The organism is Paraburkholderia denitrificans (assembly GCF_042655705.1).
In the GTDB taxonomy this organism is placed as follows: domain Bacteria; phylum Pseudomonadota; class Gammaproteobacteria; order Burkholderiales; family Burkholderiaceae; genus Paraburkholderia; species Paraburkholderia denitrificans.
Window position 1 is genome coordinate 258849 of sequence record NZ_JBHSMP010000013.1, and the last position, 24602, is coordinate 283450.

The following is a 24602-nucleotide window of genomic DNA, read 5'->3' on the forward strand; positions in this document are numbered from 1 at the left end:
AAAAATTCCATGACTGATACGAACAACTCGCAACCCGACAACAGCTACGGCGCCTCGTCGATCCAGATCCTCGAGGGTCTGGAGGCCGTGCGCAAGCGGCCCGGGATGTATATCGGCGACACATCGGATGGCACCGGTCTGCATCACCTCGTCTTCGAAGTGCTCGACAACTCCATCGACGAAGCGCTCGCGGGCTATTGCAACGACATCCGCGTCGTGATTCATGCGGACAACTCGATTTCCATCAGCGACAACGGCCGCGGCGTTCCCACGGGCGTCAAGATGGACGACAAGCACGACCCGAAGCGCAGCGCGGCCGAAATCGTGATGACCGAACTGCACGCGGGCGGCAAGTTCGACCAGAACAGCTACAAGGTTTCGGGCGGACTGCACGGCGTGGGCGTGTCGTGCGTGAACGCGCTCTCCAGCTGGCTGCGCCTCACGGTGCGCCGCGACGGCAAGAAGCGCTTCATGGAATTCCACCGCGGCGTCGCGCAGAACCGCATGCTCGAAGACGTGGACGGCGTGCCGACCTCGCCGATGCAACTGATCGGCGACACCGAAAACCGCGGCACCGAAGTGCACTTCATGGCCGACGAAACGATCTTCGGCAGCGTCGAGTACCACTACGACATCCTCGCGAAGCGCATCCGCGAACTCTCGTTCCTGAACAACGGCGTACGCATCCGTCTGACCGACCAGCGCACCGGCAAGGAAGACGACTTCGCCTTCGCGGGCGGCGTGAAGGGCTTCGTCGAGTACATCAACAAGCAAAAGACCGTGCTGCACCCGACCATCTTCTACGTGCAGGGCGAGAAAGACGGCGTGGGCGTGGAAGTGGCGATGCAGTGGAACGACAGCTACAACGAAAGCGTGCTGTGCTTCACGAACAACATCCCGCAGCGCGACGGCGGCACGCACCTCACGGGCTTGCGCGCGGCGATGACGCGCGTGATCAACAAGTACATCGCCGACAACGAAATCGCCCGGAAGGCCAAGGTCGAAACGTCCGGAGACGACATGCGCGAAGGCCTCTCGTGCGTGCTTTCCGTGAAAGTGCCCGAGCCGAAGTTCAGCTCGCAGACGAAGGACAAGCTCGTTTCGTCGGAAGTGCGCGCGCCGGTTGAAGACGTCGTTGCGAAGGCGCTCGAAGAATTCCTGCTCGAAACGCCGAACGACGCGAAGATCATCTGCGGCAAGATCGTCGACGCTGCGCGTGCGCGCGACGCCGCGCGCAAGGCGCGCGAAATGACGCGACGCAAGGGCGTGCTGGACGGCGTGGGCCTGCCCGGCAAGCTTGCGGACTGCCAGGAAAAGGATCCGGCGAAATCGGAAATCTATATCGTCGAGGGCGACTCGGCAGGCGGCTCGGCGAAGCAGGGCCGCGACCGCAAGTTCCAGGCGATTCTGCCGCTGCGCGGCAAGGTGCTCAACGTCGAGAAGGCGCGCTACGACAAGCTGCTGTCGTCGGAGCAGATCGTCACGCTGATCACGGCGCTCGGCTGCGGCATCGGCAAGGACGACTACAACCTCGAGAAGCTGCGCTACCACCGCATCATCATCATGACCGACGCGGACGTGGACGGCGCGCACATCCGCACGCTGCTGCTCACGTTCTTCTATCGCCAGATGCCGGAGATGATCGAGCGCGGCTATGTGTACATCGCGCAGCCGCCGCTCTACAAGCTGAAGGCGGGCAAGGACGAGCGCTATCTCAAGGACGACGCGGACCTCAACGCGCACATGCTGCGACTCGCGCTGCAAGGCTCGGAACTGCTGCCGAACGAAGGCGCGACGCCGATCGCAGGCGACGCGCTCGGCGAACTCGCGCGCTCGTATCAGCTCGCGCGCGGCGTGGTCGATCGACTGAGCCGCCTTTACGACGAGCGCGCGCTCGAAGCGATCATGGACGGCGTGGCGATCGATCTGTCGAGCGAGGCCTCGACGCAAAGCTCGGCTACCGCACTCGAATCGGCGCTGCGCGACGATGCGCAAAAACCCGAGGTGAGCGTCGTCGCCATGTACGATGCGGCGCGCGAAGTGCGTTCGCTGCGCGTCGAGCGTCGTCATCACGGCAACGTGAAGGTGTCGGTGATCGACGAGGAATTCCAGCTCACCGCCGATTATCAGCAGCTCGTGAATACGGCCAATACGTTCAAGGGCTTGATCGGCAAGGGCGCATTCATCCGCCGCGGCGAGCGCAACATGGCCGTGAGCGACTTCAAGAGCGCGATGAAGTGGCTGATTGCCGATGCCGAACGCAATGTTTCGAAGCAGCGTTACAAAGGGCTAGGCGAGATGAATCCCGGGCAGCTTTGGGAAACGACGATGGATCCGGCCGTGCGGCGCCTGTTGCGCGTGCAGATCGAAGACGCGATTGCAGCGGATGGTATTTTTACGACGCTCATGGGCGACGATGTGGAGCCGCGTAGGGCGTTTATCGAGAACAATGCGCTTCGGGCGGGGAATATTGATGTTTGAGGGGTGTTGTAGAAGGACGCATATCCTTGGAAAATCGGACGCATATCTGTAGAAATTTATGGGTATGTGAATTTCGATAGTCTAGGGCGATGCGTCTGCTATAAAAGCTGCTTGGACACATAAACGGTCACCTCATTGAGGTGGCCGTTGTTCTTTCAGTTTTCGCAACGGTCATCAGCTGGGTCGGTGACGAGTGGTACGCTGGTCAACGGTTTGCGGCACATCACGTGTGAGCCGAGGGGCGAAAAGCAGTGGTTCAAAACGATGGAGTTCCGCGTAAATTCTGCAATTTACGTGATATATGATTTGAACTACCGCGGCGACAATTGCATTGCTCCGTGAGAATCTAATAAATCAAATTTACCGGGGAATCACATGGTTGATGAGGTGCTGGAAATTCTTCGGGTGGAGCTCGAGACACTCGCCGAAGCAGTCAACAATTCAAGTGCAGAAAAGCGACCAGTGAACGTGGTAGTTCCGGGCTTCGCAGGTCCAGGAGTCGACCGAGGAGAGCTCGCCGAAAGAGCCAAGGCATTGGCTGAAGTTATCCGGGTGCAAGGTCCCGGTGTGTTGAGCACAGAGGACGGAACCTATTACAAGGACTTCGTACAACGCATTACGATGCTCAAATCACACTCCATTCCTAACTTCTGGAACGGCAATGGAGGCCAAGCAGTTTCTGCCTACCTATGGACTCTTGACGCTCTCGAGCGGGCTCTGCAAAAGACGTGTGAGGCTTCGTCCGACGAGCGCGCTAGGCAAGTTCAGGATTTCCGAACTGTGCAGAAGGCTACCCGAGCGATGCAGGCGCGATGTAACAGTCTGGAGCCAACATTTTCGGAGCTCGAGCGGATGGGCAAAGAAATTGTGGCCGCGTATCAGGCCGCGGACCAGCTGCCGACAGATATGGAAAATCTGCGGGAGTCGCGTCGGGAAATCAGCAAACTCCAAGAGGCCGCAACTGTCGCGAACTCGGAAGTCCGGAAATATGCGGATATGGGACGGGTCGCGAACACCGAATTCGAGGAAATTGGTGCGAAGGCAAAGCAGGTCCTTGAGTGGTCGGAGAACGCCATGCGTTCATCAACAGCAGTAGGTTTGGCCGTCGCCTTCCACGACCGCGCGGAGAATCTACGAAAATCGATGTGGCCTTGGGTTGCTGGTCTCATTGTCGCGCTGCTCGCTGGCGCGACCGTCGGGGGAATCCAACTGCATGGTTTGGCGGAGGCCATCCAGTCATCGACGCCCTCGATGATTGTGTGGACCCGATTGGTAATATCGATGCTCTCCGTCGGCGCTCCCATATGGTTTGCATGGCTGTCGACCAAGCAGATTGGCCAGCGGTTCAGGCTGGCGGAAGACTACGCGTATAAGGCATCGATTTCGAAAGCATACGAGGGGTATCGCAGAGAGGCTCTCGAGCTTGACGAGGACTTCCAGAAGCGGCTCTTTGCTTCAGCACTTACACGATTGGACGAACAGCCTCTTCGGTTCGTCGAGAGCGAGACCCATGGCAGCCCCTGGCATGAGCTTGCGAACTCTAAGCTGATGAAGGAAGCCATCCGCATTGCTCCTGAACTTATGACCCGTTTTAGAAGTGAGGCCAAGGAGGTCGTGGACAAAGCGAAGGGGACCGAGAAGGATAAGGCCGTCGCAGTGGAAGGTGCGGAGAACGCGGAGACTGCAAATGCAGCCAAGCCCACGTGAGTGGATGACGGCCTGCGGAACACGAACTCCCGGAGCGAACCAACGGTCACCTCATTGAGGTGGCCGTTGTTCTTTTCGGCGTGCGTGACAATCCAAAGGCGACGTTTCGGCTGGTACTCGGCCTCTGCCGGCACGCTCGGTCACGAAAAAATTCCAGCGAACTCGTCCTTCACTGCAGCGCCTTTTCCTTCCCGCCGCGTTCAACCCTCAAATCGTGCGCGTCTCGATTCCTATACTCAGGGTCCCTTGGAGAACCTGGTTATGAAATCCCCTCGTCGAATCCCGTCTCGTTTTCGTTTCAAAATCACTCGTCTGAAATACTGCTTGGCTGCCGCGCTGCTTGCGGCAGCCGCGCCGTCGTTCGCAGCGCATTAGTACGTCGTCGTGCCGATGCCGAACCACAAGGCTGGTGCGGGCAACGTCATGGCGACGCTCAACAGTTAGCCCATGCATCGAGCAATATCGTTGCGCTCCCGAGCGCACTTCGCCGTCGCATAAGCCTGAAAACATGCGTTGGCGAACGTCGCGTTGTTCGAGTCTCAGTCAGATGTTTCGACTTTTGCCATGCTCGGTGTCGTTAATTCGCTGGTGTTCGAAACACAGATTCGGGCTCGATCCGCAACCAGTCACATCTCACTTGGACTTGTTCGAAGTGTAAAGATAACCTGATAAATTTATGGGCCGCGCAGTCCCGATAGTTTGGTTTGATGGTTGCGCAGAATTTTGATGGTCAAAGTCCGGAGGGCCTGTAAGTCCAAACACTTACAGGCCCTCTTTGTTTTGTGCTCGGGACTCTTACCAATGTCATTGGCCCGTTAACGGCGCGAGATCATCGTAGCCCACGTGATACTTACGAGCTTTTGCCGCGTTTGAGCCGGAATAACGGCACTGCGAAGCCGCTTGCTTGACGCCGCGATTAGAGGACTCACCCTACCGTGCAACAATATGTATTTTAATATAATATATGCGCATGAATTGATCGCGGCGCGCCCGACGGTTCACTCTGTTTTGTTTTCAGCGCGGGCTTTACACCTTTGATAATTGGGGAAACAACGATGAGCGGTACTTCCAGCTTTAAAGACATCACGCATGCAGTCTCCAGCCAGATGCGAGCCATGCGTCAAACGCAGCCGGACCTGATGAGCGCGTTTAGCCAGCTGGCGGTTGCCGGTACGAAGGATAGTGCGCTGGACAAGAAAACGCGTGAATACGTTGCGCTCGGCATTGCCATAGCCGGCCGATGCGACGACTGCATCGGTTTCCATGTCCAGGCGCTGGTCAAGCTCGGCATGACGCGAGCGGAACTCGAGGATGTGCTGGCGACGGCGGTCTACATGGGCGGCGGCCCGTCCATGATGTACGCCACCCATGCCCTGAATGCATTCGAAGAGTTTTCTGCCTGAAATCGAAGCAATCGGCGCGGCAACCAGCGGAGCAACAAGCGAAGCAAGCCGAGGCGCGCGGCCGGCGGTAGTGCCGGCCAGCCTACGGCGCAAGGAATACCGGCAAAGGACGGCTGCCGGCATCGCCCGAAAGACTGATCAGGGTACGCACTTCCTGCACCATCGGAAGGGGCGACAGCCGGTCCGCCAGGAGGCGGCTGTACGCATTGAGGTCGATCGTGACGATCCGCAGAAGAAAGTCATATTCGCCCAGCACGGTGTGTATTTCGAGGACCTCGGGATATTGCTCGACGGCCGCCCTGAATTTCTCCCCGGCGCGCTCGCTATGCTTGTTCAGCTTCACCTCGGTGAACGTCTGCACACTGAGTCCAAGCTTTGCACGGTCCAGAACCGCAACTCTACGAACGATCACCCCGTCTCTTTCGAGTTTCTCGACGCGCCGCCATGCCTGCGACTGCGAGAGGCCGACGCGCTCACCCAACTCGCCCATGGAAAGCGCCGCATCAACCTGAAGCGTTGCAAGGATTTTTCGGTCGAATTGATCGAGAGACATATTTTCCGCATTGAATTAACACTGTGCGAAACAGAATAACGTACACGCACCGATTTTGCGTGAAAGATGCATGAATTACGCGAATTATTGGGGATAGCATAGACGCTTCAAGACCTGAAGCCGAGCCAACCCATGACAGCCCAGACACAGACGCGAGCGACCGTTCCAGCGTTCGGGATCAGGAGTGTGCTTCAGGCGGGCGGGCTGATTGCCGCATTCGTCGCCTTGACGTTCGCGGGCAAGTGGCTTGGCGTGCCCGTGAACCCCGCGCTGACCGGCTTTGTCGTCGTTCTCGCGGCACTGTTCGTGAGGCTTGTTCCCGTGTCTGCCGTGGAAAGCGGCGCACGTCTTCTCATCTCCCAAAGCGCGCTGTTCCTCATCCCACCCGTGGTTGCCGTCGCGCGCCAGCGCGACTTGCTCGAAGCGAACTGGTGGCCACTCGTTGTGATCGTCATCGGCGGCACGGTGATTTGCACCGCCGCGACGTCATTTACGGTGGAGCTTGCCACGCGCGCACTTCAGAGGCGCCAGGCATGATGGCGCTCATTGCGGGCATCGCCGTCACATTGGCCGTCTATGCGCTGAATCTCCGCATTCATCGGGCCTGGCGCAACGTTTTGACTTCGCCGCTGATTCTCGCGCCAGCCATTCTCATCGCCGGTCTTTCACTGCTGCACGTGCCGTTCGACGCCTACCTGCAGTCGACGCATGTGCTTGTCTGGATGATCGGTCCGCTGACTTTGGCGCTCGCAGTTCCCGTCTACCAGCATCGTCACTACATCCGGCATTGGTGGCCTGTGCTGCTCGTGGGCACCATCGTGTCCGGAACGACCGCGATGGTCTCCGCCGTGGTGCTCGCACGAATGTTCGACTTGCCTGCCATCGTCGAGCACAGCCTCGTGGCGCGCTCGATCTCGATGCCGTTTGCTTTCGCCGTTTCAGATGAGCTTTCCGGGACGCGCGACCTGACCACCTTGTTCGTCGTGGCGAGCGGCACGGCGGGGATCGTGCTCGGAGACGCGTTACTCGTGCTTTTCAGGGTGAAATCGGCGCAGGCGCACGGCGCTACACTGGGCGCCATCGCACAGGTGGCTGGCGCCGTTCGCGCACACGACCGTGGTGTTCCAAACGGCGTGATGGCGAGTTTGACGATGGTGCTTGGCGGCGCCTTCACGGTGCTTGCGGCGCCGCTCGTCGTGCGGCTTATCTAGCGCGCGCTCGGCGACTGCTCTGCGGCCGCGCAACCCACGCATGCGATCACGCGCGGATCAACCGCGCGCGTTGCTCGCGCATCAGAATTTGTGCATCACGCCGACATAGGTCGTGACCTGCGACTGGCCGATGAGCGGATTGGTGGTCGGCGTCGCACCACGCGGCGTGGCGAACACCGAGAAGTCCGAACGGCTCGCGTTGCGCACGTAGCCCACGGTGCCGTACAGGAATGTGCGCGCGCTCAGGTTGTAGGTCGTGCCGAGCGCATAGAGCGTGGCGTGACCGGCCGGATCGTGCGTTGTGCTGCCTTCTCCGCCGCGCACCCGAACGTAGTAGCCCGCGCCCGTGACCGCCCATTGCGGCGTGGCCTGCCAGGTTGCGCCGAGCCAGAAATGATCCGCGATGTCGGCGAGACCCGCCGGAGTATCGGGCGCCGAATAGTGCGTCCACGCTGCCTGGATCGTGAACGGCGAAAGACGCAGATTACCGCCGACGAAGTATTCGCGCGAACTCGTGAAGATGTTGCTGAATTGGCCATTCGAATCGCGCAGTTCGTCGTAGAAGCCGCGCAGGTCGAAATACGGGGAGTGATACGTCAGCATGACGCCGTTCGAGCGGCCGAATTCACCCGCCGCCCCGTAGTTGAATCCGCTCGCCTGGTTGCCGAACGCGTATTGCGCCTGCACGTCGAAGCCGCGCCAAACCGGGCTGTGATATTCGACGTTATTGCTCGTCTGCTGCCAGTTGCGCCCGCGCACGAGCGACGCCGACGACACCGCCTGCTGCACGAACGGATCGAATTCCCACACGCCGTCGCTGTCGATGAACAGGTTGCGGCCGGCCTGCAACTGGCCCCACCGGTCGTCCTTCAGGCCGACGTAGGCGCGGCGCGAAAAGAGCCGCCCGCCGCCGGACGTGCCGTTCATCACCTGCAGCGCGGTTTCCAGCGTGAACACCGTAGCGAGTCCGCCCCCCAGATCCTCCGTTCCGCGCATGCCGAACATACTCGTGCCCCAGTTGCCGCCCTGTGCTCTCCAGCGCGTGCGGGACTCGCCCGGCGCGGGCGTCGTGTTATTCAGATACTCGAAACCGGCGTCGATTCGGCCGTACAGCGCCACGCTCGTTTGTGCCGACGCGAGAGGAGCCATCGCCCCCAGCAGCACAGCAACAGGAATTACCTTTCTCATCGTGCTCCCCGATGACAGTTGCTTCAGTGGCCGTTGGGTCGTCCAGGATCTTCGACAGCCCCAACTGCATCGAGCCAACAATTAACGTTCCGGCCAACAACCGGTCGATCCATATCGATGGGTATCGCTACGGATTCGGTCTGCCTCGGAGGGGAATTGATTGAACTGGCTGAACTGACGAAACGGGATCGGTTTGCAGCTTTTTGATTTGTGTTGTCGCGACTGCCATTGTCTCCATCATTTTCTCCATACATGAGGAATGCGAATTTATTAGGCGAATCAAGCAGAATCGCAAGGCGCTCATCAAGCCCGTTGGTTGCCTTGCCTGAGGAAATGTCTTGTGGTGTAGCGCGTCACCTTTTGATCGCGCCCGCTAGCCGGTAAAGGCTGAGATACCGTCGAATGGACGCTCAAGCTGCGAGTCGGCGTGCTCATCAAAGGCGATCAGTCCGCTCGGTGACGCGTCGCCATGTGGCAGCGCGCCCGCTTGCGATCGTGTTCGCCGCACAGAAGCGGCGCGTAAGGCCGGGGAGTCATGATCGCGCTCGTCAATATGCGCGTGGTTGCCCATCGCAGAATCTGGAGTTTCCGTTTGCACGATCCATCTCCTCTACGCGTTCGATAAAAATGGCGCGCATGCGATTCTTGTTGAACAGGAATCCTGATTTAAACGCGCGCACTGAACATTCCAAAGCGTTGCAAGTGCGAGTGATTTAATCACCGATCGATATACCAATAAAGGCCCTCCCGCGTGCGGCTTGTTCGAGTGCGCGCGACGTGATCCCCGCGGACCCGGCAACGTAGCGCTGAACAGTCGTCAGCGCACGTCAGCTCACTTCAACGTCCGGCGTGCTGCGAAGCAGGCTGGACAGACTCAAGCCATGCCGCGACCTTTTGCGAATCTGCGACGCCTCGAATCGTCGTCACCGTGCCGTCCGGCGCGATGAGCAGCGTTCTCGGCATGTCGCCGAACCAGTTCGATTGCACGCTGGCGCGCAGATACTCGTCCGGCTCGGACAGGACGCCCCAGCTTTCGACGCCGCTCAGGCCCGCCTGGGCGAGCCGCGCTTCGGTCGCGTCGGACGGCGCCTGATCGAAGCGTACGAGTACGACATCGGCGCCGCGATGCGCGTGCACGAACTCGCCCCACTTCGGCAATTCGCCTACGCAGGGGCTGCACGTCATCCCCCAGATATGAACGATGAGCGGTTTGCCCGCGTGATGCGCGCGAATATCGGCAAAGCTTTGAGCCGTGAACGGGCGCGGCGGCGCTGCGAACGCGCTATGCGACGAACACGCCAGCACGAACGCGGCGGCAGTCGTGCCGAAGACCATGCGCAGAGAGTGCTTGAACTTCATGATGGATCCAGTGCGATCAATTGATAGCCATGCTCGCGGGTGAGCCATGACAGGTAGACGTGCTTCGCATCGGCGACGAGTACCGGCCGGTCGCTCTGGCCGGCCGCCGTTTCGACCGTGCGATCGGCGGACCACGTCACGCCGCCGTCGCTCGAATGACGCACCTTCGCCAGAATGTGCTGGCCGTCGAACTCCTTCCACGCAAGCCATACCGACTTGTCCTGCGCGAGCAGCGACGGCCGGCCGGGCTGGTGCGCCGCCTCGCCCACACTCTGCGGCGCGGAAAAGTTTTTCCCTTCGTCGGTCGAACGCGCGTAGAAAAGGCCCTGGCGCGCCTCGCCCGCCGTGAGCCATGCGGCATGCCACGTTCCGTCCGCCGATACGGCCAACGCGGGGCCATGATGCGGACAACCGTCTATCGCCCAGTGATCGAACGCAACGCGGTGAGCAACCGTGGGCTTGCGCGCGGCGTCGAACGACATCACCGCGTGATCGCGTTCGTTCATTCCGTAGATCTTGCGAAACAGGACGACCGGATGCTGCTCCCGGTCGAGTCCGAGATCAATCCGGCAGCATTCGCACGTATGATCCTCGGCGATCGCTTCTCCCGTGAAAGTCGTGCCCGCGTCGTCGGACCACGCATAAGCGAGCGCCGCGCCTGGCTGCTGCGTGCCGTGCTCGTGCGCCGCGGCCACCGTGCGCTTGTCGAGCCACGCCGCGAAGAGCGTATCGTGCGCGTCGAAGCCGATGACCGGGAATCGCTGGCTCGCCGGATTCGACGAGATCGGGCGCGGCGGCGAGAACGTCTTGCCGTCGTCCGAGTGCGACACCATCACCTCGGCGTTCCAGTTGTCGTCCTTGAACACGCCGTAGGCCACGACGATGCGGCCCTTGCGGTCGATGGCGATCCGCGGATGCGACTCGACGCCAGCATCGAGCCGCGCGCCATGCTGGCCGATCACGACGGGCGTGCCGAAGTGCTTGCCCGCGTCGTCGGAGGCGGCGATGGAGACCGCGCCGTCCGCCGACCAGGCAACCCAGAGCTTGCCGTGCGCGTCGAAGAACGGCGTCGCGACGCTCGCGCACGGCAGCGCATGGTCGGCACATTGCGGCTCGGACGAAGCGTCCTGATGCTGCATCGCCGGCATCGTGCTCGCGTCATGCGCCGATGCCGCGACGCATCCGAGCGTCAATGCAAGTCCTGCAAACAGGGTGCGCAGTGAAAAATTCGGCATGGTCGGTCGTCTCAATGCGAGGTAACGGGATCGGTGACGAAACCGACTTTGGCAACGCCCGCCGCGCTCGCCTGCGAGAGCAGCTTCGCAACCTCGCCGTAGCGCGCCATGCGGTCCGCGATGATGCGAAGTTCGGGCTGCGGCCTCTGTTTCGCCGCTGCTTCGAGCGCCGCTTCGAGCGACGGCCCGGTCGTGGCCCGGCCATCCCAGCGAACTTGCCCGCCCGCATCGACCATGATGTCCACGTGCGGCACGCGCAGGTTTTCGCGCTGGCTGCTCGCTTGCGGCAGCGCGATCTTTGCCGCGTGATGAACGACCGGCAGCGTCACCATGAACACGACGAGCAAGACGAGCATGACGTCGATGAGCGGCGTCATGTTGATCTCCGCGGCAAGCCCGCCATCCATATCGCCATTCGAGTGATCGCCAATCATGCTTGCTTCTCCGCCGATGAAGTTTCGAGACGCGTGACCGACGCCGAAGGGCCGGTCAGCAGCACCGTATGAACGTTGTGTCCGAAACGGTTCAGCCTGGCGGCGATGCCGCGCATCATGCGCGTGAGCGCGTTGTAGCCGACCACGGCGGGAATCGCGACGAACAGGCCGAACGCGGTCATGACGAGCGTTTCGCCGATCGGACCGGCCACCTGGTCGAGGCTCGCATCGCCGCTCGCGCCGATGGCGATGAGCGCGTGATAAATGCCCCACACTGTGCCGAACAGGCCGACGAACGGCGCAATCGCACCGATCGACGCAAGCAGTGCGAGCCCGCGCTGCAGCGATGCGGATGCATCGTCGGTTGCGGCTTTCAGGCAGCGGGCCAGCCAGTCGCTCACGTCGGCGCGCTCGCCCCGGCGATGCCGGCTGGCCTCGTGACGGGCCAGCGCGTGCCGCCCGGCTTCCGCGACTTCGTGAAACGGCGAACCCGCTTCGCCGAGTACGGGCACGCCGGATCCGCTCAGGTCGGCGTCCCAGATCTGCTGCTCGGCACGCGCCGCACGCCGCGCCATCCGACGCAACTCGATCGATTTGAGCAGAATCACCGTCCAGGTCGCCATCGACATGAACGCAAGCAGCAGCGCAGTCGCGCGCGTGACGGGATCGCCCTGTTGCCACACATGATGCAAGCCATACGTTTGCATTTCGGAACTCCTTTATTCGGAAAGATTGAAGACGACCGGCACTTTGGCGGTCGCGGGCACGGCCTTGCCGTGCTCTCTATAAGGTGCGCACGCGCTGGCCAGTACGGCGTCGAGCGCGGCGGCATCGAGTCTCGGGTAGCCGCTTGAAGCGACGACATGTGCCGCATCGACATGTCCCTTCACATCGACGCGCAACTGGACGAGCGCCGTGCCCGACTCTCGACTGCGGCGCGACAGCATCGGATAAGCGGGTTTCGCAATCGTGCAGTCGAGTTGCGCCACGGCGCGCGGCGTCTGGTCGCCGTCCGCAGCGGCTTGCTGTGCCGATGACGCCTGCGGCGCCGCTGGCGAAGCATCGGATTGCTGAGCGGACGAAACCGGCGGCGTGGGTGCGACGACAGGTGCAGCCGGTGCTGCAGCGGGTGAAGGCTGCTGCTGCGGTTCGGCAACGCGCTCGTGCACCACGGGCGCTGCAGCATGCACAACCGGGCGCACGACAGGCTGCGGCGCGCTCGTCTGCCGCGCGGGCGCTGGCGGTTGCGCGTGCAACGGAACGGCCGGTGCGGGCATCGCGGATGCGGCGGGCGCGGACGTAATGAGTTCCGCCGCGACGACCCGCACCGGCATCGCTTCTCGTTGCGGCTCGCGCGCCGACATGACGAAGCCGAGCAACGCCACGTGCAGCGCGCCGACGAACACGGCAGCGCCCACGATGTGCCGCTTCTGCTGCTTTTGCCGCGGGCGTGGCTTTTGCTGCGCGTGTTGCTTCTGCCCGTCATGCCGCACCTGCACCGGCTGCCCGGGCGATGCGAGGGAGAGTGGCTTGCTCACGATCAGATTCCGAACCTGGCCTGGACGTAGTACGTGCGTCCCGGATACGGGTGATAGACGAAGTACCGCGCATCGAAGAGGTTGTCGATGCCAACGGCGAGCTGAGTCGATCTGGTCGGCTTGAACGTGTACTTCGCGTCGGCCACCGTATAGGTGCTCGTGCCGCCGAACACGTTCGGATTCGAGTCGGTATTGGTCAGCGTGTTGTATTCGCGGCCCGAATAACGCGCGCCGAGCATCACCGTCGAGCGCTCATCGATGTGGTAACTCGCCGCGAGATCGGCGCGGAACAGCGGAATCCGGTAGAAGTATTTGCCGACGCTGGCGGGGTTCTGCGCATTGGCGAGAATCTTCGATTGCGTATAAGCGACGCTCGCGATCAGGTCGAGCCCGTGAATACCGACGTCCTGGCCTTGATAGCTCACCTCCACGCCGCGCGAGCGCACCTTGCCGATGTTCTGGAAACTGGTGACGTTCGGGATCACCGTCGTGTCGGTCTGGCTGAAGATCGCGTTCTTCACATCGTCCTGGAACAACGACAGGCGCCACAGACCGTTCCAGTGCGCCCATTCAGCGCTCAACTCCTTCGACAGATCGTTTTCCGGCTGAAGGTTCGGATTGTTGTTGACGATCGTGAAGCCGTTGATCGTCCCCTGGAAAAGCTCACTCACGGTCGGAAAACGGTACGCGCGCCCGACCGACGCACGCAGCGTGAGGTCCTGGGTCACGTCGAAGGAGATCGATGCCTTCGGCGACACGTGCTGCTGGTTCGATTCGGGATAAGGCAGCCCCGCCGCGCCAATCGACTGCTGGCCTTTATAGGCGTTCCAGTCCTCGTAGCGCAGGCCATAGACGACCTTCCAGCGCGGCAGGAAGCGCCAGGCATCCTGCGCGTACAGCGCCTGGGTCTGCGTTTTGCCGCTGAACGAGTTGGCGAACGAACCGGCTGCGCCGTCGCGCCAGTTCGCCGTGTTGTAGGTCCGGTTGTCGACGAAATAGTTGTCGTAGTGATAGCCGAAGGTCAGCGCGTGATTCAGCAACCCGGCTGCGGGCGACGGCGGCGTCCACGTCGCCTTCAGGTCGAGCGTTTTCCAGCCGGTGCCGTCGCCGAAGGTCACGACGCCCGCGCCGTTGCCCGGGCCGCCCACGTTGGCCGTGCGCGCGACGCTGTTGGACACGTCGTAGTAAGACGCGATCGCTTCCGCGTTCCAGCCGGTCGCTTGATGCGTGCGCAACGACAGGCCGTACAGCCAGTTCTCGTTGTAGCCGCGACTCGGCGCGAAGGTCGGATCCTTGATCGTGTAGCGATTGCCGCCGATATTGACCGTGCCGCTGTACACGGGATTACCGTTCTGGTCGGTGAGAAACGACGAGGTCTGGCTGTTGTAGGTCTGGTGCCAGTAGCCGAGCGTGAAGGCGCCCTGTACGGTCGGCGTGAAATCGTATTGCGTTTTCAGGGTGAACTGGTCCTGAACCGTGTGCTCGATGCCTTCGCCGCTCACGCCGAGCACCGCGGTCGGCGCATTGTTCTGGTTGTTGTAGAAGTACGCGCCGTTGACCACCTTGTCGCCCGGGCGCGCCGGCGTCGACGATTTCGCCGTCGTCGCGAAGTTCAGCGGCTGGCTGGTGTTGTCGAGGTGATTGACGCCGAGCCGGTACGAGAACTTGCCGATCTTGTCGCCGATCGTCGCGGTGGCCTGAGCGCCGTTGAAGTTCTGATTCACCCCATAAAGGCTGAAGTGCTGCGTGAATGCTTTCACGTCCGCGCTGGCTTCGAACTTCGTCGGCATGCGGGTCGAAATGAGGACCGTCGCGCCGAGCGAGTTGCCGGGATACAGCGCCGAGAACGGCCCGTAGATCACGTCGACCCGCTGGATCTCTTCGGGATAAACCATCGACCAGCGCGGCGGAAAGGAATAGCTGTTGCCGAGCAGGTTGCTGAGCAAGAGGCCGTCGGCATACACGAGGCCGCGCGCGCTTTGCGTATTGCTCGTGCCGCGCACCGCGATGATGGAGTTCAGGTCGCCGGTGAAGCGCTTGCGTACTGCGAGATTGGGCAGGTACTTCAGCGTGTCTTCGCTGTTGACGACGCTCCAGTTGTTGAACTGCTCGCGCGTGACGGTTTCGACGGACGCAGGCAGGTTGGGATCGACGGCGGGCTGGGCGACGCCGGAGGCGCTGGACGCATCGCTCGTCGCGTTCACTGTGACGGCCGGCAGGGTCATTTCGCTCGCCGCATTGTCTGCGTGTGCGTAAGGCGCGAACAGCGAAAAGGGAAGCATACCGAGCGTGGCGCACCACGCGGTTTTACGTGGACGAACGCATGCGCTTCGCAGTGCGAAGTGAGACATATTAATTCCTGAAATCGATGGACGAGCGAAATCGCATGCGTCATCGTTTGCATCAACGACGCACGTTTATCGCGGTTGTCTCAAACAGATGAAATCAGGAAACGACGGGAGGTGCGCGCGGGCGTCCGCTCGGGAACGCGCCGATCGGCGTGAATCGTGTGGAAAGGACCGGTGCTGCGGCGAAGGTGAGGAGCACGTATGCCGCATCGGCCGCTGGCGCCAGCGCGGGCATGGCCGCGTGGGTGCCGAGCAGGTCGCAGTAGCCGCATGCCGCCATCGTCGTTGCGCTCGAAGCGTGATGGCCGGTGTCGGCGGCATGGCTCGCTGCGGAGCACATGTGAATGTCGCCCATCTGCATGTTGGACATGTGCATGTCGTCCATGCTCATGTCGCCCATGTTCATTTCCGTGCACGCAACGACAGCGTCCTGGTGCGAACGGGACTGTTCGATCAACTGACTCACGATCGGCGCGAACACGACGAGCCACATGGCGATCAAGCCAAGCCATGCGGTCAGATGTGTACGGGATCGATTAGTCACGATATGGGCCACGAAAATGCGACCTGAGTCTAACATTCGCCCAACAAAGGCTACAACGTCGCACTTCAAATTGGGGCGCTTTGTCACACTTTGCGACGCTTCGTTTGACGGGTAACGGGTCGGCAGTGTACGCCGCAGCGGATGTGCGGCGACAAATCCTCAGGATGACCAATTTTTAAACCGTTCTTTTTAAGCCCGGCCTTTAAGCCCGGTGCCTTCAAGAATTCATCGGCAGCGGACGTCGCGATTCGGTTCGGGCCACGCTCGGCCCTCAAGTTGCGCTATCCACAACCTCATGCGGATAACTCGCGGAAAACCCCATGGAATGTCTGTGTGTGAATTGGGGATAAGTGCGGAGCTATCGCGCAGGCCAAAAAGTTATCAGACTCTGTGCGACGTTATTCACGCCCGCAAAGCGCGGTTATAAAGCGGGCAGGGTTTTGATTTGTTTGGGGTTTTCCCCGCTTATCCACAGGAAGTGCCAGGGCTTGTTAACTATTACTACGTTTACATACAAGTAAACAAGAAAAACCTGAAGACCCGGCCATCGCAGCGGTCCTGATCACTCAAACCAGCGGCAGATAAAGCTCCGTGAGCAGTTCATCTGGCGCCACTTCTTCGGGCGTATTCAGATACAGCTCGAAAGAAGGTGCGTCGACATCGGCTTTGCGGCCCGACTTCGGCAGCCAGTCGGCGTAAAACCAGGTCCAGACCGCGCCGAGACCCTCATACGGCCCCTTATGCAGCAGCATCGCGTGCGCGCCGCCGCGCAGTTGCATCTTCTCGACCGGCGATCCGGGCGTGAGGTTCGACGTATCCGGCAGATGAATCGCCGCCTTGGAGCGCAGTTTCGACGCTTCGACCTGATTGGGATCGTCGTAGAAAATGCCCACGAGTTTCGCCCGTGACGTCGGCACGCGGCGCGCGCCGAGCCACTGTGCCAGCGTGAAGAACGCATCGCCGATCTTCGTGTACGGGCCAACATGCCCGACTGCAAGCAGGTTCATCGGCTGCAGGGTGACTATCTTGACGTCGCTGCGTCGCATGATGCGTCTCCGTGATGGTGGGCGGCAAAAGACGCCCGGCTCCATCGATTCACGATAGCACCGTCGCGCCGGGGGTGCCCGTGCCCGTTCCGGTGGGCGTGACGCTGCTTCCGGTTGGCGCTATCGTGGAGCTATCGTTTCGCTACACAGCGGCGTGTCCGCCTGCACGGGAGCGAGCCTGATGAGCCATGCCTCCACGCATTTCCAGACCCTGGGAAGCCGCGTCTACCGCTTCGACGGCCTGCGCACGCTGCTGGCGAAGGCGAGTCCGCAGCGCTCCGGCGATGAGCTTGCGGGACTCGCCGCCGAAACCGGGGAAGAACGCGTCGCGGCAAAGCTTGCGCTGGCCGATCTGCCGCTGCGTGCGTTTCTCGACGAAGCCTTGATTCCGTATGAAACCGACGAGGTGACGCGGCTCATCGTCGACAGTCATTCGCCGCAGGCCTTCGCGCCCATCGCGTCGTTGACCGTGGGCGAGTTTCGCGAGTGGCTGCTGGCGGACACGACCGATGCCGCTGCGCTCGCCGCCGTCGCGGACGGCCTGACGCCGGAGATGGTCGCCGCCGTATCGAAGCTGATGCGCAATCAGGATCTCATCGCGGTGGCGAAGAAGCGTCCGGTCGTGACGCGCTTTCGCAATACGATCGGCTTGCCCGGCCATCTTTCGGTACGTTTGCAGCCCAATCATCCGACCGACGACGTCAAAGGCATTGCCGCCTCGATGCTCGACGGCCTGATGTACGGCTGCGGCGATGCCGTGATCGGCGTGAATCCCGCCTCCGACAATCTCGCCGCGATCATCCGGCTGCTCGCCATGATCGATAGCTTTCGCGAGCGCTATGCGGTGCCGACGCAATCGTGCGTGCTCACGCATGTGACGAACACGCTCGCCGCCATCGAACGCGGTGCGAGCGTCGATCTCGTGTTTCAGTCGATTGCGGGCACGCAGGCGGCGAACGCGAGCTTCGGCGTTTCGCTCACACTGCTCGACGAGGCCCATGAGGCCGCGCTGTCGCTCGGGCGCGGCACGGTCGGCGACAACGTCATGTACTTCGAAACCGGGCAGGGCAGCGCGCTCTCCGCGAATGCGCATCACGGCGTCGACCAGCAGACGTGCGAAGCGCGCGCCTACGCCGTGGCGCGCCGCTATCGGCCATTGCTCGTCAATACTGTCGTGGGTTTCATCGGGCCGGAGTATCTGTACGACGGCAAGCAGATCGTTCGCGCGGGGCTCGAGGATCATTTCTGCGGCAAGCTGCTCGGCGTGCCGATGGGCTGCGATATCTGCTACACGAACCACGCGCAGGCCGACCAGAACGATATGGACACGCTGCTGACGCTGCTCGGCGTCGCGGGCGTGAACTTCATCATGGGCGTGCCCGGCGCCGACGACGTGATGCTCAACTACCAGAGCACGTCGTTTCACGATGCGCTGTATCTGCGCGATGTACTCGGCCTGCGCCGCGCGCCGGAATTCGAGGCGTGGCTCGCGCGGATGCAGATCGCCGACGCGCGCGGCACGCTATTGAGGGCGTCGCCGGGGCAGCCGTTGCTCGCGTCGGCGAAAAACTGGGTGGAGGATGCATGAGCGGATCGGTCGAAGCGAACCCGTGGGACGCGCTGCGCCGCTTTACGAGCGCGCGTATCGCGCTGGGCCGTGCGGGCAGCGGCCTGCCGACCGCGCCGTTACTCGCATTCGAACGCGCGCATGCGCAGGCGCGCGACGCCGTGCATCAGCCGCTCGACGCGGACGCACTGCACGCGGCGCTGAAAACACGCGCCCTGACGTCGATCGACGTCCACAGCGCGGCACCCGATCGCGATCATTACCTGCGCCGGCCCGATCTCGGCCGACGGCTGGACGAAGCGAGCGTGCGCGCTTTGTGCGACGCCGTGTGCGACAAACCTGCCGCGCCTGCCGACGTCGTTTTCGTGATTGCCGACGGGCTCTCCGCGCGTGCCGCTGCCGCGCATGCGCTGCCCGTGCTCGACGCCGCGCTGCCGAGGCTCGATGGCTGGCGAGTGGGGCCGGTCGTCGTCGCGCGGCAGGCGCGCGTCGCACTCGGCGACGAAATCGGCGAACGCCTGCGCGCGCGGTACGTGGCGATGCTGATTGGCGAGCGGCCCGGCCTCAGTTCGCCGGACAGCCTCGGCCTCTATCTGACCGCCGCGCCGCGCGTTGGCCGCACCGATGCCGAACGCAACTGCATCTCGAACGTTCGCCCCGAAGGTCTGGGCTACGAGGCGGCTGCCGCGAAGCTGTGCTATCTGCTGACGCGCTCGCGCGCGCTCGGCATGACCGGCATCGGTCTCAAAGACGATAGCGATGACGCGCCCGGCCACGCCGACGCCACTGCAACCGTGGCTGCCGCTGCTTCGGTACCTTTGTCCGCGCCGCACGAGCGAAGCCGCTGACGTGGCTCATGCTTGCACGCGCGCCACGGGATGGGCGTCGAGCCAGGCGTTTTCCGCATCGTCGAAGAGCCGCGAGCGCGTGATGAAGCGCAGCCCCGTGGGCCGTTCGAGAGAAAACATGCCGCCGTTGCCGGGCACTGCGTCGATGACGAGCTGCGTATGCTGCCAGTACGTGAAGTGCGCCTCGGTCATGTAGAAGGGCATGGCGCCGATTTCACCGAGTTGCACGTCTGATGTACCGACCAGGAATTCACCGACCGGAAAGCACATCGGCGCGCTGCCGTCGCAGCACCCTCCGGACTGGTGAAAAAGGAGCGGCCCGTGTTCGTTCGCGAGGCGCTCGATCAGCGCGAGTGCCTCGGGTGTGGCAGTGACGCGTAGCACCATTTTCCGGTCGCTCCTTGTGTGGGTTGATCGAAAAAAAGGGCGTGCGACGTAAGAATCGGGGATGCACCGCCGCACGCCAAACCGCCAACCCACTCAGAAAAACCCGAGCGGCTGATCGCTATAGCTGACGAGCAGGTTCTTCGTCTGCTGATAGTGATCGAGCATCATCTTGTGATTCTCGCGCCCGATGCCGGACTGCTTGTATCCACCGAATGCCGCGTGCGCGGGATACGCGTGATAGCAGTTGGTCCACACGCGCCCTGCCTGAATGGCACGGCCGAAGCGGTACGCGCGCGCCCCGTCGCGCGTCCAGACGCCTGCGCCGAGGCCGTAGAGCGTGTCATTGGCGATTTCGAGCGCTTCCTCTTCGGTCTTGAAGGTCGTTACCGACACGACCGGCCCGAAGATCTCTTCCTGGAAGATGCGCATCTTGTTGTGGCCGCGGAACACCGTGGGCTTCACGTAGTAGCCGTCGCCGAGTTCGCCGGGCAGCTTGCTGCGCTCGCCGCCGAACAGGCATTGCGCGCCCTCCTGCTTGCCGATATCGATGTACGAAAGGATCTTTTCGAGCTGCTCCTGCGAGGCCTGTGCGCCGATCATCGTCCTCGTGTCGAGCGGATGGCCCTGCTGGATCGCGGCGACGCGCTTGAGCGCGCGCGCCATGAAGCGGTCGTAGATTTTCTCGTCGATCAGCACGCGCGACGGGCAGGTGCACACTTCGCCCTGATTGAGCGCGAACATCGCGAAGCCTTCGAGCGCCTTGTCGAAGTAGCTGTCGTCGTGTTCGACGACATCGGCGAAGAAGATGTTCGGGCTCTTGCCGCCCAGCTCCAGCGTGACCGGAATGATGTTCTGGCTCGCGTACTGCATGATCAGGCGCCCCGTCGTGGTTTCGCCGGTGAAGGCGATCTTCGCGATGCGGCGGCTCGACGCGAGCGGCTTGCCTGCTTCGAGGCCGAAGCCGTTCACGACGTTCAGCACGCCCGGCGGCAGCAGATCCTGGATCAGCTCGACCAGCACGAGCATCGACGCCGGGGTTTGCTCGGCGGGCTTGAGCACGACGCAGTTGCCGGCCGCGAGCGCGGGCGCGAGCTTCCACGCGGCCATCAGGATCGGGAAATTCCACGGAATGATCTGGCCGATCACGCCGAGCGGCTCGTGAAAGTGATAGCCGACCGTATCGTGATCGATCTCGGAGATGCCGCCTTCCTGCGCGCGCACGCAGCCCGCGAAATAGCGGAAGTGATCGGCGGCGAGCGGGATGTCGGCGGCGAGCGTTTCGCGCAACGGCTTGCCGTTGTCGATCGTTTCGGCGACGGCGAGCTTGTGCAGGTTTTGTTCGATGCGCTCGGCGATGCGGATCAGGACGTTCGCGCGGTCGGTGGCCGAGGTTTTGGCCCACGCTTCTTTCGCGCCGTGCGCGGCGTCGAGCGCGAGTTCGACGTCGGCTTCGCGCGAGCGCGGGATCGACGTGAACGGATGACCGGTGATCGGCGAAATGTCGTCGAAGTACTCGCCGCCGAGCGGCGCGACCCACTTGCCGCCGATGAAATTGCCGTATTGTTTCTTGTACGGGAATTCCCTGTTCAGGAACCGCATCTCTGCATGATTCATGGGTGTGCTCCTCTATGTTCTCTGTATCGATATGACCAGGCGTGGTTAGCCGATCTGTCGGGAGGCGATTACGCCAGAACCGTGCCAGCCCGCAATCGGCATCGGCGAGCGCGCTTTGGGCCGTGCTTGGGCCGTATTTGGGCCGCGCGTGAGCCGTGTTTGGGCGGTGTTTGGGCAGCGCCTGGGGTTGCGCCTGGGCCGCGTTTACGAGGGGGCCAATGGCGGGCGCGCAGGGGGTATGCGGTTCAGGCGGGATTGCATCGTGGTGGAACAGTCCGGCGCAAAAGTGCTCAAAAAGCGAACAGTCGAGTGAGGAATTTCGTCGCTAAGGTCGCGCATGCTGTAGTCTTGCGGCCGTAACCGTCAGGAGAATCTGCATGTCCGAAACTTTTGTCTGCCGCAACCAGTCGTGCGGCACCCCGTGGGAACAGAGCGAAGTGGTCATCAAGAACGAAGGCCAGGGGCCGCTCTTCCGCTGCCCGCTTTGTGGCGCGCGCAATTACCTCGAACGGTTCGAGGACGACGAAGGCAACGTCGTCTATGAACAGGTGGACGGCAAACCGTTTCTGTGAGGGAGCGGCTGGCGGCGCGCGATTTCGGCACACGATAGGGGCGCGCCGCAGGCTCCCGGTATGGTGTTGTTCCGGATGACGAGATAAATATCAACATGAAAAAGCCCACGGAATGCAGAGCGTTCGTGGGCTTGTCTTATTTCACTGCAACTTCACCGTAACGTTGCGCGATCAACTCATCGTGTGCAGGTACAGATAGAGGCGCGCCGCCGCCGTGCCGCCGAGCAGCGGTCCGATCACCGGAACCCATGCATAGCGCCAGTCGCTGTCGCGTTTGCCGGGGATCGGCAGCAGCGCATGCATGATGCGCGGCGACAGGTCGCGTGCGGGGCTCATCGCGTAGCCCGTCGGGCCGCCTAGCGAAATGCCGATGCCGAGCACGAGCAGGCCGACCGGCAGCGCGTCGAGTGCGCCGAGGCCGACTTGCGGCGCGGCCAGATACAGCACGCCGAGAATCAGCACGAAGGTGCAGATCGCTTCGGTAATTACGTTATGCGTGACGTTGCGGATCGCGGGCGCCGTGCAGAACACGGCGAGCTTGAGATCGGGGTCGGCTTCGCTCGCGAAGTGCTGGCGGTACGCGAGCCAGACGAGGACTGCGCCGGCCATCCCGCCGAGCATCTGCGCCACGATGTAGCCGCCGACCTTCGACCATGCGAATTTGCCCGCGAGCGCGAGACTGATCGTGACGATCGGGTTCAGGTGCGCGCCGCTGAACGACGCCGTCACGTAGACCGCAACGAACACGGCCATCGCCCAGCCCATCACGATGACGATGAGGTCCGCACCGCGGCCTTTGGTTTTCGCGAGGAGCACGTTGGCGACTGCGCCGTTGCCGAGCAGCACGACGATTGCCGTGCCGATGAATTCCGCTATGTAGGGTGACATGGTTGTCTCTCCGCCCCGCACGGCAGCCGCGTGCAATGCACGCGACCCGCCGTGTGGAGCATGTGGTTCTATTGTGGGGTACTACTGGGGAGTACTTCGGCAGGCGTGCGGCTCAGTGCGAGTCGTCTGCCCACGCAATCGCGGCGCGCACCGCGCGCTGCCAGCCGGCCTGGCATGCGTCGACTTCCGCGGCCGGTTTCGTGCGCGAGAAGCGCCGGTCGAGCTGCCACTGGCTTTGCAGATCGCCGATGCTGCTCCAGTAGCCGATGGCAAGACCCGCGAGATACGCCGCGCCGAGCGCCGTTGTCTCGGTGATCTGCGGACGCACCACATCGACGCCGAGCAGGTCGGCCTGGAACTGCATCAGGAGGTTGTTCGCGCTCGCGCCGCCGTCGACGCGCAGCTCGCCGATGCGAATGCCCGAGTCGGCCTCCATCGCGCGCAGCACGTCGGACGACTGATAGGCGATCGAGTCGAGCGCAGCCCGCGAAAGATGCGCGGAGGTCGTGCCGCGCGTGACGCCGAACAGCGAGCCGCGTGCGTGGGCCTTCCAGTGCGGCGCGCCGAGTCCGGCGAAGGCGGGCACGAGATACACGCCGTCGCTGTGCGGCACGCTCGCCGCGAGCGCCTCGACTTCCTGCGCGCTGCGGATCACGCCAAGACCGTCGCGCAGCCACTGCACGACCGCGCCCGCGATGAAGATGCTCCCTTCGAGCGCGTAGTTCACCTCGTTGCCGATCTGCCAGGCGACCGTCGTCACGAGGTTGTTCTTCGATTCGATCGGCTTGGCGCCCGTGTTCATCATCAGGAAGCAGCCGGTGCCGTAGGTGTTTTTCACCATGCCGGATGTCGTGCACATCTGGCCGAACAGCGCGGCCTGCTGATCGCCCGCGATGCCCGCGAGCGGAATCTTCGACGCAAACACCGTGGTTTTCGTGTGGCCGTAGATTTCCGACGACGCCTTCACTTCGGGCAGCATGCTGCGGGGAATGTCGAGCGCTTCGAGCAGCTCGTTGTCCCACTGGAGCGTGTGGATGTTGAAGAGCATCGTGCGCGACGCGTTCGTCACATCCGTCACGTGCAGCTCGTGACGCGTGAAATTCCAGACGAGCCAGCTATCGACCGTGCCGAATGCGAGCTTGCCCTGACGTGCCTTCTCGCGCGCGCCTTCGACGTTGTCGAGGATCCAGCGGATCTTCGTGGCGGAGAAGTACGAATCGATCGGCAGGCCGGTCTTCGCCCGCACCATGGCTTCCAGCCCCTGCGCTTTCAACTGGTCGCAGAAATCGGCGGTGCGATGGTCCTGCCACACGATGGCGTTGTAGATCGGATGGCCGGTTTCGCGATCCCAGACGATCGTCGTTTCGCGCTGGTTCGTAATGCCGATCGCCGCAATCGACGTGCCGTTCAGGCCCGCGCGCGTGACGGCTTCGGCCGCGACGCCCGCCTGCGACGACCAGATTTCCTGCGGATCGTGCTCGACCCAGCCCGGACGCGGATAGATCTGCTCGAACTCCTTCTGGGCGCTCGACACGATATTGCCCTGGCGGTCGAACAGCATCGCCCGGGAGCTGGTGGTTCCCTGGTCAAGCGCGAGGATGTACTGGTCCGGCATGTCGCTTATCTCCATCTATTGGTTATTGGTCGTTGTGACTGGCGCGGTGAAAGACGCGCTTTTT

23 protein-coding genes are annotated in these 24602 nt (G+C 62.4%); 8 read left to right on the plus strand and 15 right to left on the minus strand.

The window, feature by feature from the left end:
- Positions 1–9: 9 nt before the first annotated feature.
- The 3 genes from gyrB (at position 10) to ACFPTO_RS10670 (ending at position 5591) form a co-directional block, all read left to right on the plus strand.
- A complete protein-coding gene (gyrB, locus tag ACFPTO_RS10660) occupies positions 10–2481 on the plus strand; it encodes a DNA topoisomerase (ATP-hydrolyzing) subunit B (RefSeq protein ID WP_377711335.1) in 2472 nt (823 codons plus the stop codon).
- Positions 2482–2856: 375 nt separating this feature from the next.
- Complete coding sequence (locus ACFPTO_RS10665) at positions 2857–4188, plus strand: hypothetical protein (RefSeq protein ID WP_377711336.1); 1332 nt, start codon at positions 2857–2859, stop codon at positions 4186–4188.
- Positions 4189–5243: 1055 nt separating this feature from the next.
- A complete protein-coding gene (locus tag ACFPTO_RS10670; protein ID WP_377711337.1) occupies positions 5244–5591 on the plus strand; it encodes a carboxymuconolactone decarboxylase family protein in 348 nt (115 codons plus the stop codon).
- A gap of 82 nt (positions 5592–5673) precedes the next feature.
- On the opposite strand, the gene ACFPTO_RS10675 is transcribed toward ACFPTO_RS10670, so the two are convergent.
- A complete protein-coding gene (locus tag ACFPTO_RS10675; RefSeq protein ID WP_293032910.1) occupies positions 5674–6144 on the minus strand; it encodes an Lrp/AsnC family transcriptional regulator in 471 nt (156 codons plus the stop codon).
- A 132-nt stretch (positions 6145–6276) separates the two neighbouring features.
- On the opposite strand from ACFPTO_RS10675, the gene ACFPTO_RS10680 reads away from it, so the two are divergent.
- Together ACFPTO_RS10680 and ACFPTO_RS10685 are read left to right on the plus strand one after the other, a co-directional pair.
- Positions 6277–6681 carry a CidA/LrgA family protein gene (locus ACFPTO_RS10680; RefSeq protein WP_377711338.1) on the plus strand — a complete coding sequence of 135 codons (405 nt, stop codon included), beginning with the start codon at positions 6277–6279 and terminating at the stop codon, positions 6679–6681.
- Positions 6678–7355: an LrgB family protein gene (locus ACFPTO_RS10685; RefSeq protein ID WP_377711339.1), complete on the plus strand. Its 678-nt coding sequence runs from the start codon at positions 6678–6680 to the stop codon at positions 7353–7355. The genes ACFPTO_RS10680 and ACFPTO_RS10685 overlap by 4 nt, the downstream gene beginning before the upstream one ends.
- A gap of 81 nt (positions 7356–7436) precedes the next feature.
- Here the strand turns inward: ACFPTO_RS10685 and ACFPTO_RS10690 are convergent, their stop codons facing one another.
- From ACFPTO_RS10690 to ACFPTO_RS10735, 10 genes are all read right to left on the minus strand, one after another.
- Positions 7437–8543, minus strand: coding sequence for a porin (locus ACFPTO_RS10690; protein ID WP_377711340.1), 1107 nt, complete (start codon positions 8541–8543; stop codon positions 7437–7439).
- Between the two features lie 373 nt (positions 8544–8916).
- Positions 8917–9141, minus strand: a complete 225-nt coding sequence (locus ACFPTO_RS10695; protein ID WP_377711341.1) for a hypothetical protein — start codon at positions 9139–9141, stop codon at positions 8917–8919.
- A gap of 239 nt (positions 9142–9380) precedes the next feature.
- Positions 9381–9902 carry a TlpA family protein disulfide reductase gene (locus ACFPTO_RS10700; RefSeq protein WP_377711342.1) on the minus strand — a complete coding sequence of 174 codons (522 nt, stop codon included), beginning with the start codon at positions 9900–9902 and terminating at the stop codon, positions 9381–9383.
- Entirely contained in the window at positions 9899–11137 is a 1239-nt protein-coding gene (locus ACFPTO_RS10705; protein WP_377711343.1) for a sialidase family protein, read from the minus strand. The genes ACFPTO_RS10700 and ACFPTO_RS10705 overlap by 4 nt, the downstream gene beginning before the upstream one ends.
- A gap of 11 nt (positions 11138–11148) precedes the next feature.
- A complete protein-coding gene (locus ACFPTO_RS10710) occupies positions 11149–11571 on the minus strand; it encodes an ExbD/TolR family protein (protein WP_377711344.1) in 423 nt (140 codons plus the stop codon).
- Positions 11568–12278, minus strand: coding sequence for a MotA/TolQ/ExbB proton channel family protein (locus tag ACFPTO_RS10715; RefSeq protein ID WP_377711345.1), 711 nt, complete (start codon positions 12276–12278; stop codon positions 11568–11570). The genes ACFPTO_RS10710 and ACFPTO_RS10715 overlap by 4 nt, the downstream gene beginning before the upstream one ends.
- 12 nt (positions 12279–12290) lie before the next feature.
- The gene (locus tag ACFPTO_RS10720) at positions 12291–13109 is read right to left on the minus strand and encodes a TonB family protein (protein ID WP_377711346.1); all 819 of its coding nucleotides are present in this window, start codon (positions 13107–13109) and stop codon (positions 12291–12293) included.
- 2 nt (positions 13110–13111) lie between these two features.
- Positions 13112–15391 carry a TonB-dependent receptor gene (locus ACFPTO_RS10725; protein WP_377711347.1) on the minus strand — a complete coding sequence of 760 codons (2280 nt, stop codon included), beginning with the start codon at positions 15389–15391 and terminating at the stop codon, positions 13112–13114.
- Between the two features lie 163 nt (positions 15392–15554).
- A complete protein-coding gene (locus ACFPTO_RS10730; RefSeq protein ID WP_377711348.1) occupies positions 15555–16001 on the minus strand; it encodes a DUF2946 domain-containing protein in 447 nt (148 codons plus the stop codon).
- Between the two features lie 566 nt (positions 16002–16567).
- Positions 16568–17047 (minus strand): AraC family transcriptional regulator, encoded by a 480-nt coding sequence (locus ACFPTO_RS10735; protein WP_377711349.1) that lies wholly within the window; start codon positions 17045–17047, stop codon positions 16568–16570.
- Positions 17048–17228: 181 nt separating this feature from the next.
- On the opposite strand from ACFPTO_RS10735, the gene ACFPTO_RS10740 reads away from it, so the two are divergent.
- Complete coding sequence (locus tag ACFPTO_RS10740; protein WP_377711350.1) at positions 17229–18635, plus strand: ethanolamine ammonia-lyase subunit EutB; 1407 nt, start codon at positions 17229–17231, stop codon at positions 18633–18635.
- A complete protein-coding gene (gene eutC, locus ACFPTO_RS10745; RefSeq protein ID WP_377711351.1) occupies positions 18632–19462 on the plus strand; it encodes an ethanolamine ammonia-lyase subunit EutC in 831 nt (276 codons plus the stop codon). The genes ACFPTO_RS10740 and eutC overlap by 4 nt, the downstream gene beginning before the upstream one ends.
- 6 nt (positions 19463–19468) lie before the next feature.
- Here the strand turns inward: eutC and ACFPTO_RS10750 are convergent, their stop codons facing one another.
- Both ACFPTO_RS10750 and adh read right to left on the minus strand, forming a co-directional pair.
- Positions 19469–19849: a DUF779 domain-containing protein gene (locus ACFPTO_RS10750; RefSeq protein ID WP_377711352.1), complete on the minus strand. Its 381-nt coding sequence runs from the start codon at positions 19847–19849 to the stop codon at positions 19469–19471.
- A gap of 93 nt (positions 19850–19942) precedes the next feature.
- Positions 19943–21463 carry an aldehyde dehydrogenase gene (gene adh, locus ACFPTO_RS10755; protein ID WP_377711353.1) on the minus strand — a complete coding sequence of 507 codons (1521 nt, stop codon included), beginning with the start codon at positions 21461–21463 and terminating at the stop codon, positions 19943–19945.
- 377 nt (positions 21464–21840) lie between these two features.
- Between adh and ACFPTO_RS10760 the strand changes: the two genes are divergently transcribed.
- Positions 21841–22035, plus strand: coding sequence for a hypothetical protein (locus ACFPTO_RS10760; protein WP_293032878.1), 195 nt, complete (start codon positions 21841–21843; stop codon positions 22033–22035).
- A 171-nt stretch (positions 22036–22206) separates the two neighbouring features.
- Here ACFPTO_RS10760 and ACFPTO_RS10765 read toward each other — a convergent pair whose 3' ends face one another.
- A complete protein-coding gene (locus ACFPTO_RS10765) occupies positions 22207–22923 on the minus strand; it encodes an MIP/aquaporin family protein (protein ID WP_377711354.1) in 717 nt (238 codons plus the stop codon).
- Positions 22924–23035: 112 nt separating this feature from the next.
- Positions 23036–24538: a glycerol kinase GlpK gene (gene glpK / locus ACFPTO_RS10770; RefSeq protein WP_377711355.1), complete on the minus strand. Its 1503-nt coding sequence runs from the start codon at positions 24536–24538 to the stop codon at positions 23036–23038.
- Positions 24539–24602 lie beyond the last annotated feature (64 nt).

Coding starts and splice junctions, on each gene's coding strand:
- ACFPTO_RS10700 (WP_377711342.1), bottom strand. CDS start 9,902: ATGAAGTTCAAGCACTCTCTGCGCATGGTCTTCGGCACGACTGCCGCC.
- ACFPTO_RS10750 (WP_377711352.1), bottom strand. CDS start 19,849: ATGGTGCTACGCGTCACTGCCACACCCGAGGCACTCGCGCTGATCGAG.
- ACFPTO_RS10710 (WP_377711344.1), bottom strand. CDS start 11,571: ATGATTGGCGATCACTCGAATGGCGATATGGATGGCGGGCTTGCCGCG.
- ACFPTO_RS10670 (WP_377711337.1), top strand. CDS start 5,244: ATGAGCGGTACTTCCAGCTTTAAAGACATCACGCATGCAGTCTCCAGC.
- ACFPTO_RS10765 (WP_377711354.1), bottom strand. CDS start 22,923: ATGTCACCCTACATAGCGGAATTCATCGGCACGGCAATCGTCGTGCTG.
- ACFPTO_RS10740 (WP_377711350.1), top strand. CDS start 17,229: ATGAGCCATGCCTCCACGCATTTCCAGACCCTGGGAAGCCGCGTCTAC.
- ACFPTO_RS10735 (WP_377711349.1), bottom strand. CDS start 17,047: ATGCGACGCAGCGACGTCAAGATAGTCACCCTGCAGCCGATGAACCTG.
- ACFPTO_RS10680 (WP_377711338.1), top strand. CDS start 6,277: ATGACAGCCCAGACACAGACGCGAGCGACCGTTCCAGCGTTCGGGATC.
- ACFPTO_RS10715 (WP_377711345.1), bottom strand. CDS start 12,278: ATGCAAACGTATGGCTTGCATCATGTGTGGCAACAGGGCGATCCCGTC.
- ACFPTO_RS10725 (WP_377711347.1), bottom strand. CDS start 15,391: ATGCTTCCCTTTTCGCTGTTCGCGCCTTACGCACACGCAGACAATGCG.
- ACFPTO_RS10685 (WP_377711339.1), top strand. CDS start 6,678: ATGATGGCGCTCATTGCGGGCATCGCCGTCACATTGGCCGTCTATGCG.
- eutC (WP_377711351.1), top strand. CDS start 18,632: ATGAGCGGATCGGTCGAAGCGAACCCGTGGGACGCGCTGCGCCGCTTT.
- ACFPTO_RS10760 (WP_293032878.1), top strand. CDS start 21,841: ATGTCCGAAACTTTTGTCTGCCGCAACCAGTCGTGCGGCACCCCGTGG.
- glpK (WP_377711355.1), bottom strand. CDS start 24,538: ATGCCGGACCAGTACATCCTCGCGCTTGACCAGGGAACCACCAGCTCC.
- ACFPTO_RS10665 (WP_377711336.1), top strand. CDS start 2,857: ATGGTTGATGAGGTGCTGGAAATTCTTCGGGTGGAGCTCGAGACACTC.
- ACFPTO_RS10675 (WP_293032910.1), bottom strand. CDS start 6,144: ATGTCTCTCGATCAATTCGACCGAAAAATCCTTGCAACGCTTCAGGTT.
- gyrB (WP_377711335.1), top strand. CDS start 10: ATGACTGATACGAACAACTCGCAACCCGACAACAGCTACGGCGCCTCG.
- ACFPTO_RS10705 (WP_377711343.1), bottom strand. CDS start 11,137: ATGCCGAATTTTTCACTGCGCACCCTGTTTGCAGGACTTGCATTGACG.
- adh (WP_377711353.1), bottom strand. CDS start 21,463: ATGAATCATGCAGAGATGCGGTTCCTGAACAGGGAATTCCCGTACAAG.
- ACFPTO_RS10690 (WP_377711340.1), bottom strand. CDS start 8,543: ATGAGAAAGGTAATTCCTGTTGCTGTGCTGCTGGGGGCGATGGCTCCT.